The organism is Janthinobacterium sp. P210005 (genome assembly GCF_036231865.1).
Taxonomy (GTDB): domain Bacteria; phylum Pseudomonadota; class Gammaproteobacteria; order Burkholderiales; family Burkholderiaceae_D; genus Janthinobacterium; species Janthinobacterium kumbetense.
The window spans coordinates 1-11,786 of the sequence record NZ_JAZARC010000009.1; the positions used below are offsets into that span (position 1 = coordinate 1).

Annotated in this window: 7 protein-coding genes and 1 rRNA gene; 6 read left to right on the forward strand and 2 right to left on the reverse strand. The window is 60.1% G+C overall.

Going from position 1 to position 11,786, the window contains the following annotated elements:
* The first annotated feature begins 204 nt into the window (after positions 1-204).
* Both rrf and VPH40_RS26785 read left to right on the forward strand, forming a co-directional pair.
* Positions 205-317: ribosomal RNA gene (gene rrf, locus VPH40_RS26780) — 5S ribosomal RNA — on the forward strand.
* Positions 318-537: 220 nt separating this feature from the next.
* A complete protein-coding gene (locus VPH40_RS26785) occupies positions 538-1,401 on the forward strand; it encodes a CPBP family intramembrane glutamic endopeptidase (protein ID WP_328574944.1) in 864 nt (287 codons plus the stop codon).
* Between the two features lie 14 nt (positions 1,402-1,415).
* On the opposite strand, the gene dacB is transcribed toward VPH40_RS26785, so the two are convergent.
* Together dacB and VPH40_RS26795 are read right to left on the reverse strand one after the other, a co-directional pair.
* Complete coding sequence (gene dacB / locus VPH40_RS26790) at positions 1,416-2,918, reverse strand: D-alanyl-D-alanine carboxypeptidase/D-alanyl-D-alanine endopeptidase (protein WP_328574945.1); 1,503 nt, start codon at positions 2,916-2,918, stop codon at positions 1,416-1,418.
* An 8-nt stretch (positions 2,919-2,926) separates the two neighbouring features.
* Positions 2,927-4,165, reverse strand: a complete 1,239-nt coding sequence (locus tag VPH40_RS26795) for a nucleoside recognition domain-containing protein (protein ID WP_034753725.1) — start codon at positions 4,163-4,165, stop codon at positions 2,927-2,929.
* Between the two features lie 216 nt (positions 4,166-4,381).
* Here VPH40_RS26795 and VPH40_RS26800 point away from each other — a divergent pair, with 216 nt between their 5' ends.
* The 4 genes from VPH40_RS26800 (at position 4,382) to VPH40_RS26815 (ending at position 11,375) form a co-directional block, all read left to right on the forward strand.
* Positions 4,382-6,199: an ABC transporter substrate-binding protein gene (locus VPH40_RS26800; RefSeq protein ID WP_328575024.1), complete on the forward strand. Its 1,818-nt coding sequence runs from the start codon at positions 4,382-4,384 to the stop codon at positions 6,197-6,199.
* A 220-nt stretch (positions 6,200-6,419) separates the two neighbouring features.
* On the forward strand, positions 6,420-9,212 hold the full coding sequence (locus VPH40_RS26805; RefSeq protein ID WP_289900570.1) for a TonB-dependent receptor: 2,793 nt from the start codon (positions 6,420-6,422) through the stop codon (positions 9,210-9,212).
* Between the two features lie 89 nt (positions 9,213-9,301).
* Complete coding sequence (locus VPH40_RS26810) at positions 9,302-10,381, forward strand: S66 peptidase family protein (protein ID WP_328574946.1); 1,080 nt, start codon at positions 9,302-9,304, stop codon at positions 10,379-10,381.
* A gap of 73 nt (positions 10,382-10,454) precedes the next feature.
* Positions 10,455-11,375, forward strand: a complete 921-nt coding sequence (locus VPH40_RS26815; RefSeq protein ID WP_328574947.1) for a YihY/virulence factor BrkB family protein — start codon at positions 10,455-10,457, stop codon at positions 11,373-11,375.
* The last annotated feature ends 411 nt before the right edge of the window (positions 11,376-11,786 follow it).

Sequence of the window (11,786 nt, forward strand, 5' to 3'; positions counted from 1 at the left end):
GGCTGGGTGTGGAAGTGCAGTAATGCATTAAGCTAACCAGTACTAATTGCCCGTACGGCTTGTCCCTATAACCTTAGCAGGTACAGAGGATAAGACGGTACAACGTTGCGTGTGTGTTGATACAACTATTCATTACCCAATCTTTGCTTCTTCCAGATTCAGGCTTTGTCGCTCCACAGAGGACAAATGCCAGTACAAGTTATGCCTGATGACCATAGCAAGTTGGTCCCACCCCTTCCCATCCCGAACAGGACCGTGAAACAACTTTGCGCCGATGATAGTGCTGCAACCAGTGTGAAAGTAGGTTATCGTCAGGCTTGTTATTCGCAGTAAGAGAAAAACCCGCTCAGCAATGAGCGGGTTTTTTTTCGTCTGGCGCTTCCTTGCTGTTCCCCCTCCCGCTTTCGCTCACTCACTACGGGTGCATAAAATACAACATCCTTCGATATTTATATAAGTGCTTATATAAATGCTGTTACTATCGCTACATGAAACAAGAAAGCAGCAGCCACTCCCTGACAACCCACGAGGAAAGCGATGATGGACAGCACCCTGAGCATGGCAACGAAGAAATCCCCCCTGGCGCGCCTGATGGCCTATCCCCTGGTGCAGATCGTGCTGGGGATGGTTCTCACCTTTGCCGCTGTACCGCTGGTGATGGGTCTCGCTTCCCAGCTGGTAGAAAAGCCTTACCGCATCCTGTGGCCGCAGTTGCTGGCGGCGGTACTGGTGTGGTTTGGCTACCGCTTCTATGTGAGGCGCATCGAAAAACGCCAGCCGGCTGAACTGGCAATGCCGGGCATGGCGGGGGAACTGGGACGTGGATTGCTGTTCGGCACCGGGCTGGTCGCCCTGACCTTCGGTGTGCTGGCTGCGCTGGGCGTGTATCAGTTTAGCGGCGTCAACGCCCTGAGCGTCTTGTTGCTGCTCCCTCTGGCCGAACTGGTGCTGGTCGGCATGGCCGAGGAGATGATGTTTCGCGGCATCCTGTTCGGCGTGACGGCGCGTGCGCTGGGCAACAAGGCTGCCATCGTGATCTCATCCCTGGTATTTGCCCTGGCCCATTTGCCCAATGCCGGCTTTTCGCTGCTGGCGATCATCGCGCTTGTCGCGTATGGCGTGCTGCAGGCGGCGCTGTATATGAAGACGCGCCGGCTGTGGGTGTGTATCGGCACGCATATCGGCTGGAATTATTGCGTCGGCCAGGTATTCTCCTCGACCGTATCGGGCCATGCGGCCACGGATGGTCTGCTGCGCGGCGAACTGGCTGGCAATACCGTGCTGACCGGCGGCGCCTTCGGCGTGGAAGGTTCGCTGGTGACCGTCTTGCTGATCGGCGCCGTCGCCGCGTACGTGCTGCGCCTGGCTTTTGCCAGTGCACCGGGCACGTCGCGGGACTAGTTCACCTGGCGGCCCTATTGTCCGGCGACTGCCGGCGTGGCGCCGCTCCTGGCGACCCACTCGATCAGCGCATCGACGGCCGCGCGGCCATTGCCGTTACCCACCAGGTCGCTATTGATCATGGCGACCACCACGCATTGCTGGTTGTTGGCGTCGGGCACGTAGCCGGCGATGGCCACGACATTTTTCAAGGTGCCCGTCTTGATGCGGGCCCGCGCGGCGGCCGGGCTGTTCAACAGGCGCTTGCGCATGGTGCCGTCCAGCGCCACGATGGGCAGGCTGGACTGGAACTCGGGCGCCCATGGGCTTTGCTGCATCGCCTGCAAGACGCCGGCCATTTGCGCAGGCGCAATGCGTCCCGTGCGCGACAAGCCGGAACCGTTGTCGACCAGCATGCCCTGGGTATCGATATGGTGCCGCTGGAACCATTCCTGGATGACTTGCCGCGCCCGGCTGGCCGTATCTTCCGGCGCCGCCATGGCGACGGGGCGGCTGCCCAGCCAGCCATCGCTCTGCAAACTGCCCAGGCTCAGGAACAGGGTACGGGCGAGGGTGTTATCGGAGGTCTTGTTGATATCGCGTAAGACCTCCGGCAAGGCGCGCGCCACGTGGTCGGCCAGCATGCGCGTGCCAACCGGTTCGGCCGTCGGCGGCAAGCCCGTGCCCGGTGCTTCGCGCACCGTGCCCGTGATCGTGCCCCCGAGGCGTTTCCAGGTGGCACGGAACAAGCGGTCCGCATAATCGTTGCGATCGAGCACATTGATGCTGGTGGCCTTGTTGCAGTTTTGCGGGAAGGTGCCATGCAGTATCACCTGCAGCTTGCCGCTCGCATCGCGCCGGTATTCGGGCGGGCGCCAGCCATCTTCCCACTTGGCGCAACTGCCCTTGACCAATTTCATGTCGCTCGTGATGCTGACATTCTCGAGCGGCGGCTGCATCTGGAAGCTCAATTGCCGTTCCGTCGCACTGATGTTGATATCGATCAGATTAGTGTTCAGCAATAAGGCATCGGGGATGACGTTGTAGCGGAACTCGGCCGACTCGTCGAAGGGCGCGGCGCCGATGTCGGGCCGGGCCGGCTGGAACAGCTGGCGGTCGAGAATCAGATCGCCCTTGATTTTCATGATGCCCTGGTTGCGCAGGGTTTGCAGCATGTGCGCCAGCACGTCCGCATTGAAATCCGTATCGGCGCCGCCGCGCAGGATCAAATCTCCCTTCAGTACGCCATTGATGACGTCGGCACTGGTGCGCAGCTCCGTGCGGCCGCGGAAGATGGGACCGAGCTGCTCCAGGCCCACGGCCGTCGTCACCAGCTTCATGGTGGACGCGGGCTGCATGCTGCGTTCGGCCCCATGCGACAGCACGGTGGTGTTGCCGCGCAAGACGATGGCGCCCATGGCGTCTTCGGGGATATTCGCGCTGCGCAGCAGCAGGCTGACGGATTCGGGCAATTGCGCATGGGCGCTCGACAGGCCCAGACCCGCCAACAGCGCAGCCATCAGAACAGGACGTAACATGGTGCTCCTTAGTGGAAAAAGACGTAGGCAACGAAGACGGCCGTGATCACGCCAGCCAGATCGGCGATCAGACCGGCCGTGATGGCATATCGCGTCTTGCGGATGCCGACGGAACCGAAATACAGGGCCACGATATAGAAGGTGGTGTCGGCCGAGCCCTGGAAGACGCAGGCCAGGCGGCCGACAAACGAGTCGACGCCATAGGTATTCATGGCATCGATCATCATGGCTTTCGAGCCGGAACCGCTGAGCGGCTTCATCATGGCCGTCGGCAAGGCGGGCACAAAGTCCGTATTGATGCCCAGGTTGGCGAAGAACCAGTTCATGCCGCTCATCAGGAAATTGAACACGCCTGCGTTGCGGATCACGCTGATGGCCACCAGCATGCCGACCAGGTAGGGAATCACGGTGATCGACGTCTGGATGCCGCCTTTCGCCCCTTCGATAAACGCGTCATACACATTCACCTTCTTGCGCAGGGCGCCGATGATGAAGATGGCGATGACGCTGATCAATACCAGGTTGCTGACCACCTTCGAGACCAGCTCGATTTCCTGTTTCGTCAGGTATTGCGTGAAATACCAGATCATGGCGACGATGGCGCTCGTCATGCCGCCCATCCAGCCCAGCACGACCCTGTTGAGCAAGTTGATGCGTTGTTTGATGGACACGGTGATGATGCCGACCATGGTGGCCACATAGGTGGCGATCATGCAGGGGATAAAGATGTCGGACGGGTCGGCCGCGCCGAGGATGGAGCGCTGCGCCATGATGGCCAGCGGAATCAGGGTCAGCCCCGAGGTATGCAGCACCAGGAACATGATTTGCGCATTCGTCGCCTCTTCCTTGTTCGGGTTCAAGGTTTGCAGGCTTTCCATGGCTTTTAAACCGAAGGGCGTGGCCGCATTGTCCAGGCCCAGCAGGTTGGCCGAGAAATTCATCACCATGTGGCCCGTGGCCGGATGGTCTTTCGGAATTTCCGGGAAGATGCGCGAAAAGAAGGGCGCGATCACTTTCGCCAGCCAGCCGACGATACCCGCTTTTTCACCGATGTTCATGATGCCGAGCCACAAGGTCATCACGCCGGCCAGCGGCAGGGCGATATCCATCACACCCATGCGCGCCGTCTCGAAGGTGCCATCGATGATGCGCTTGAAGATATCGGTATCGCCGAGAAACAGCCACTGCAGCACTGCGGCCAGGAAGCCAACGAGGAAAAAGCCGGACCAGATGTAATTAAGTGCCATATGCGATCAGTTCTGTGTGTCGGGAGTGAAAAATGTCTGCAAACAAAGTATAGGGGTAGCCCGATACGAGTTGATGAAAGAATGCAGCAATCGCATGCCAAAAAGTTATAAGCTGGCAGCCTGTTTTCATTGGCGCCCCGTAGCTTGCCCGCGTAGTGTGGGGGATGCCTGTCGCTAATCGCTGTTCGTTACCTTGTCTGCACTGGATCACTGATGATGTTTTTACGCAAAACCGCCTGCGCCGCCGGCCTGGCCCTGTTGACGCTGTTGAATGTACCGGCCCACGCCGCCGATGCTGCGTCCGCCAGCACTGCTCGCGCGAACAAGACCCTGCACTTGTTTTTGAGCACCAGCGAGACGGGCCTGGACCCGGCCGTGGCGTCCGACCTGGCCAGCCTGAATTTGATGGAAAACATCTTCGATCCGCTGCTGCGCTATGACTACCTGGCGCGCCCCGTGCAACTGCAGGGCAATACGGCGCGCGCCATGCCGACGGTGGAAGATGGCGGGCGCACGTACACCTTTCACTTGCAGCCCGGCATCTTCTTTACACAAGATCCCGCTTTCAAGGGCCAGCCGCGCGAAGTGACGGCGCAGGATTATGTCTACAGCCTGACGCGCCTGTATGACCCCAGCCTGAAGTCGCCGTGGCTATTCTTGCTGGAAGACAAGCTGGTGGGCGATGCGGCCCTGAAAACCAAATTCAGCTACGACACGCCGATCGCCGGCTTGCAGGCGATGGACAAATACACCTTGCGCATCCGCCTGAACAGTGTCGATCCGAACTTCCTGTTTTACCTGGCCATGCCGGCGACAGCCGTGGTGGCGCGCGAAGTGGCCGAAGCGTACCCGGCGGCAGGGCAGATCGGCAACCACCCCGTGGGCACGGGGCCGTTTCTCGTGAAGGAGTGGAAGCGCAGCGACAAGATCGTGCTGCAGGCCAACCCGACTTTCCGTGCCACCGTGTTCCATACGGAGGCCAAGGCGCTGGCCGCCTTGCCGGTCGATGCGCGCGCCATCGCCACCGCGCTGGAAGGTCAGCGCTTGCCGCTGGTCGAGCGCATCGAGGTGCGCATCGTTGAGGAATATCAATCGCGCATGCTGGGTTTTTTGAAGGGCGAATTCGATTACCTGGAGCAAGTGCCGGAATCGATGACGGACATGGTGCTGGAAAACGGCGCGCTGAAACCGGCATTGGCCGCCAAGGGCTTGCAGCTGACGCGTTTTCCCGTGCTGCAAACGTATTACATGTGGATGAACATGGACGACCCCGTGCTGGGCGGCATGAGCAAGGGCAAGCTGGCCCTGCGGCGCGCCATCGCCCTCAGCTACAACGGCCGCGAAGACATCGCGCTGCTGAAAAAAGGACTGGCCTTGCCGGCGCAGTCGCCGCTGCCGCCGAATGTGCTCGGTTACGACAAGCAGTACCGCAGCCCCGTCGGCTACGATCCCGCGCTGGCGCGCGCCTTGCTGGACCGCTTCGGCTACAAGGCGGGCGCCGACGGTTTCCGCACGCAGCCGGATGGCACGCCCCTGATCCTGACCATGCATACGGAACCGAGCACGGTGGGACGCTTGCGCGACGAATTGTGGCGCCGCAACCTGAACGCCATCGGCGTGCGCGTGGAGTTTAAAAGCGACAAGAAGACGGAAATCATCAAGGCCTCGCGCCTGGGCAAGGTGCAGATGTTCGAGACCAACTGGATCGCCGACTTCCCCGATGGCGATAACTTTATGCAATTGTTGTACGGTGGCAACGTTGGCCGCGCCAACTATGCCCGCTTCAACTTGCCCGATTACAATAAACGCTATGAGGAGGCGCGCCTGCTATCCGATACGCCGCGCCGACGCAGTCTGTACTTCGACCTGTTTCAGCTGATCCACGCTTATACGCCGTGGGTGTTGCTGACGCATCCCATCTCTGCCGACCTGCAACAACCGTGGCTAAAAAACTACAGGCGCCACCCCGTAGAATTCACGTCCTGGCGCTATCTGGACGTGGATAAAACCAGGGCCAGCCCCGCAGGCAAGTGACCATGTCGCTGAAAAGGGCATTCATTCCAAAAAGTTATGGTTAGGAAAGCATTTTTCATTGGCTGGGCCCGGATGCATCGCGCTACTCTGAAAATGAAAACAAATAAAGTCATGCGCAAATGTCATAAAAAAATGTACTGCGAGACAGACAGTTGCGACGTGAAAAAAACAGCCTGACTTGAGAACTCAAGTTTCGATTGCCCAAATAAAGGAGAGACCCGTGAGATTGAAGAAGCTAGCGCAATTGGTGGCATTGATGGGGGTGGTGGGGCCAGTGATGGCACAGGAAGCGGCGGCGCCAGCAATGCAACGGGTCGAAGTGACGGGCAGCAGCATCAAGCGGGTGGCCAAGGAAGGCGCGCTGCCGGTGCAAGTCATCAGCTTTGAGCAGATGGAAAAACAGGGCATCACGACGGCCGAGCAACTGGTGCGCACCCTGTCGGCGAATGGCACGGGTGCCGAGAACATGACTTCGGGCAATAACGTGTTCGGCGCCGACGCCGACCGTCTTGCCGGTGGCGCCTCGTTCGCCTCGCTGCGCGGGCTGGGACCGGGCGCGACCTTGGTACTGCTGAATGGCCGCCGCGTGGCCACGCATGGTGCAAGTGGCCGTGCCGTCGACTTGAATTCGATTCCACTGGGGGCGATTTCACGCGTGGAAATCCTCAAGGATGGCGCCTCGGCCATCTACGGCACGGACGCCATCGGCGGCGTGATCAATTTCATTCTGAAAACCAATTACAGCGGCGTGGAAGCGTCCGTTTCCACCAACGATACGCAGGCAGGCGGCGGCGCCACGCGCCGCGCTTCGCTGCTGGCCGGCACGGGCTCGCTGGAAGAGGACCGCTACAACATCATGGCCAGCCTGACCGTCGACAAGGCGCAGCGCCTGAATGGCAGCGACCGTTCCTTCGTCAGCGGCTTCCAGCCGGGCCGTGGCCTGTCGCCCGATACCACGGGCACGCCATTCGCCAACCAGATGTCGGGGCCGGGCACGGCACTGCAAATCCCCAATCCTGATCCGAAAAAACCAGGGACGTTTATTGGCGGTTACACCTTGCCTGGCGACCCGACGGTGTATCTGCAAGCCAATCCCCTGAGCTTCCAGGGCAAGTGCGACAGCATCGCCGGCATGTCACAGTACCAGACGCAACTGTGGAAAGACGTGACCTCACCACTCAGCACCACGCATTCCTGTGCGTATGACTACGGCGCCGACTATGTACTGCAATTCCCTGTGGAACGGGTCAATTTCTTGTCGCGTGGAACTGTCCAGCTGGCGCCCGACCACCGCATGTTTGTCGAAGTGCTCGGATCGCGCACCAAGGCCACGGCGATCCTGACGCCGATGCAGGTGCAGACGAGCATCGCCAACAAGGGCGTGTATCCGGTGGGCGGCGCGTATTACCAGGATTTGTCGGCCTATATTCCCACGTTCGACAATACCAAGCCGATTGCCTACAAATGGCGCGCCAATGAGATCGGTAACCGCACGCAGGAAAACACCACCGACAATGCGCGCGTGCTGCTGGGTTTTGAAGGCAACTTCGGCAAGTGGGATTACAAGACCGGCGTGTCCTACGCACAGAGCACCACCAAGACCAAGCTGACGGATGGCTATTCCTACACGGGCAAGTTATATGCGGCCTTGGGGACAGGGATCATCAATCCCTGGGTGGGCGCGGGCCAAAGCCAGACGGAAGCGGCCAAGCAATTGATCGAGTCGACCAAGTTCCGTGGCGCCTTCCAGCATGGCAAGACGACCCTGACGCAGATCGACGGTTCCGTTTCCGGCGAGCTGTTCCAGCTGCCGGCTGGTGCCGTGGCAATGGCGGCCGGCTTTGATTTGCGCCGCGAGGGCTACAGTTTTGAACAGGATGTCGATGCCAACCTGATTCTATTGGCGCCAGGAAATGCCGCCTTGAAGGATGTCAGCCGCAACGTCAAGGCCGTGTATGCCGAGTTGCTGGTGCCGGTCATGAAAGACCTGGAAATGCAGCTGGCCGTGCGTCGTGACGATTACAGCCAGGTGGGCGCCACCACGAATCCCAAGATTGCCTTGCGTTACCAGCCAGCCGACTTCGTCCTGTTCCGCGCCTCGGCCAGCAAGGGATTCCTGGCACCGAGTTTCGACCAGCTCTATTCAGGTGTATTGACGCAGGAATTGCCGAATGGTGTGAAAGATCCGGAAGGCTGTATCAAGCATCCCGGCGTGACCGAATACTGTTCCATTCCCCGCCTCATTTACACGACGGGCGGCAACCTGAACCTGAAGCCGGAGACGTCGAAGCAGGGCAGCGTCGGTATCGTCATCGAACCGGTGAAGGGTTACTCCGCCTCGTTCGATTACTGGGCCATCAATACCCAGGACCAGCTCCTGAAACGCACGCCGCAAGTCGTGCTGGCCAATTACCAGGCGCTGAACCAGTACATCTTCCGCAAACCCGATGGCACCATCGATTACGTGCAGGCGGGCTGGTTCAATGCAGGTGGCAGCCGCGTGCGCGGCCTGGACGTGAGCTTGCGCGGCGAAGGCAAGGTCCAGGACGTGAAATGGACCGCAACCCTGGACGGCACGTATATGGACAGCTTCAAGTTTGCCGAATACAAGGGGCAAGAATACAAGGAGCTGGTTGGCAACTTCTACACGCGTGATTTGTACTTGCGCTGGAAACACAATGCCAGCTTCAGCGTATCGCGCGGCGACTGGAGCGGCTTGCTCGTGCAGAGTTTTGCTTCCGGCTACAAGGACCAGGTGCCGAATGGCGGCAAGGGTACGCCGCCACCGGGCTTCAAATCCGATGTGTCCAGTTACACCACGTACAGCTTGTCGGGCACGTACACGGGCTTCAAAAATACCACCATCACAGTGGGTATCCAGAACTTGTTCGACCGCGATCCGCCATTCACCGCACACAACGTGGATGACGTGGTGGGCGCCGGCTGGGACCCGCGCGTGGCCGACCCGCGCGGCCGTTCGCTGTCGTTCCAGCTGAAGTACAAGTTCATGTAAGGCAACCATGCCGGCGGCGATCCCGCCGGCATGCTAACCTCGTGCGGCGGCGCCTGGCGTCGCCGTTTTTTATTCCAGGAAAGGGCCGCATGTCCAGTCAGACCAATCTCAGCCGGCGCCACTTCGGCGGCTTGCTGGCCGCCACCCTCGGGGCGGCAGGCACACCGGCATGGGCGGCGGCCGCGCAAGGGAAGGGAAAACGCATGCAACAGCAACACGCATTGATCAAACCGGCGCGCCTGCGCGACGGCGACCTGGTCGCCATCATCGCACCGGGCGGCTTTACGGATGAGGAGTCCATCGCCAAGGCCCAGCGCAATATCGAATCGCTGGGACTGCGCGCCAGCCTGGGCGCCAATATCCGTGCCGTGCACGGCAACTATGCGGGCACGGTGCAGCAGCGCCTGGACGACTTGCACGCCGCGTTCCGCGACCCGGACGTCAAGGCGATCTGGGCCATCCGCGGCGGCTCCGGCTGCATTTCGCTGCTGGCGCTGCTCGACTACGGCTTGATCCAGCGCAACCCGAAAGTGCTGATCGGCTATTCCGACATCACGGCCCTGCACCTGGCCATCGGCCGCCAGACGGGCCTGGTAACGTTCCACGGCCCCGTGGCGTCATCGACGTTGTCCGACTACACGGTGACGCAGCTGCGCAATGTGCTGATGACGCCGCAAGACAGTTACACGATCCCCATGGCGCTCGACAACCACCGCCGCGCGCAGACGCAGCCGAATTTCGCCATCCGCACCGTGCACGGCGGCCAGGCGACGGGACGCTTGACGGGCGGCAACCTGTGCATGGTCAGCGCGCTGGCCGGCACGCCGTATGCGGCCGATTTCCGCGAGCACATCCTTTTCCTCGAAGAAATCAATGAAGTACCGTACCGCATCGACCGCATGCTGTGCCAGCTCGACCTGTCCGTGGGCTTCAACAAGGCGGCGGCATTGATGCTGGGCATCTTCGAGCATTGCGAGGCGGCCGAGGGCGACACGGCGCTGACCCTCGATGCCACCCTGGACCAGCATTTGCAGCCCTTGCGCGTGCCGGCTGTCAGCGGCTATTCGTTTGGCCACATCCGCCACCAGTTCACGATACCGATGGGCATCCTCGCCACCCTGGATGCGGATCGGCAAACCTTGACCTTGCTGGAAGCCGCCGTGAGCTAGTCTGTTCGTTCGCGCACGGCACAGTACGGGGATAGCCAGTATGCTAGGGGCATGTGCGGCAAGGCATCGGGCCATGCCGGCATCCTTGAACGGTTTGCTCATGATCAACCGCCGCGCCAGCGCCTACATTTTGAGCCACCCGCTGGCCTTCGTGCTGCAGGTGCTGAAGGGCTTTCGCGCCAACCAGGGCTTGCTGCTGGCGGGCGCCGTCGCGTATTACTCGCTGCTGTCCATCGTGCCTTTGCTGATGCTGGTGGTGGTGGCCCTGTCGCACGTGATCGCGCAGGACGAATTGCTGCAGACAATCGGCCATTACCTGGAATGGCTGGTGCCCGGGCAATCGAAGGCCATCGTGGGCGAGATCGCGCATTTCCTCGACAACCGGGGCGTGATCGGCTGGCTCTTGCTGCTGACCATGTTGTTTTTCAGTTCGCTGGCGTTTACCGTGCTGGAAAATGCCATGAGCGTGATTTTCATTCACCGCGTGGCCATCCGCCGCCGCCATTTCCTCATTTCCGCCGTATTGCCGTACTGCTACATCCTGTGCCTGGGCGTGGGCATCTTGCTGATCACCCTGGTAGCGGGCAGCTTGCAGGTGATGAGCGAGGAAAGCGTGCGCTTTTTGCGCCACGACTGGGGCCTGGAAGGCGTGTCCGGCGTGTTGCTGTATTTGCTGGGGCTGGCGGGTGAAATCCTCGTGCTCAGTTCGATCTACCTGGTCATGCCCGTCGGACGGCTGTCGATCACGCATGCGCTGATCGGCGGCGTGACGGCGGCCCTGCTGTGGGAAATCGCGCGCCATGTGCTGGTCTGGTATTTTTCCACCTTGTCGCAGGTCAATATCGTGTATGGCTCGATGACGACGGCCATCGTCGTCATGTTCAGCCTGGAAATCGGCGCCACCTTGCTGCTGCTGGGCGCGCAAGTGATTTCCGAGTACGAAAGGGTGGCCCGTGGCGGCGAAGAAGACAAGCCGCTGGCGCTAAGGACTTGATTTAAAAAGATTATTGCACTGCACAAAAAGCTGTGCTATACTCCGTTCAGTGATTGAGATTCGCTTGCGAATAGTCTCACTATCCAGGCTCAGCGCGGCGACCGACAGGTGTAATGTCGATGGCGTGACAGTGCGAAAGAGTGGATTTTTGTAATTCCGGATACGTTGGTCGATTTACACTTGGAGTCACCATGCAGATAGCATGGGAGTCCGAAAATCAGGAGGCACTTTGCAGATAGCACTGGCGTCCATGACACGATTAAAGCATTGGTAATACATTGGAACAAAGCCTGCATATGTGCAGGCTTTTTTTTCGTCCATCGTTGGCAGTCGCTCGGGGTCAGACCCGGCGGGGAAATACGCCCCAATGGGGCGTATTTCGATCACGAAGTGACTGACCCCAGCATTTGC

Excerpts from the sequence above, each read along its gene's own strand:
- VPH40_RS26785 (WP_328574944.1), top strand. The coding sequence starts at position 538 with ATGATGGACAGCACCCTGAGCATGGCAACGAAGAAATCCCCCCTGGCG.
- dacB (WP_328574945.1), bottom strand. The coding sequence starts at position 2,918 with ATGTTACGTCCTGTTCTGATGGCTGCGCTGTTGGCGGGTCTGGGCCTG.
- VPH40_RS26795 (WP_034753725.1), bottom strand. The coding sequence starts at position 4,165 with ATGGCACTTAATTACATCTGGTCCGGCTTTTTCCTCGTTGGCTTCCTG.
- VPH40_RS26800 (WP_328575024.1), top strand. The coding sequence starts at position 4,382 with ATGTTTTTACGCAAAACCGCCTGCGCCGCCGGCCTGGCCCTGTTGACG.
- VPH40_RS26810 (WP_328574946.1), top strand. The coding sequence starts at position 9,302 with ATGTCCAGTCAGACCAATCTCAGCCGGCGCCACTTCGGCGGCTTGCTG.
- VPH40_RS26815 (WP_328574947.1), top strand. The coding sequence starts at position 10,455 with ATGCCGGCATCCTTGAACGGTTTGCTCATGATCAACCGCCGCGCCAGC.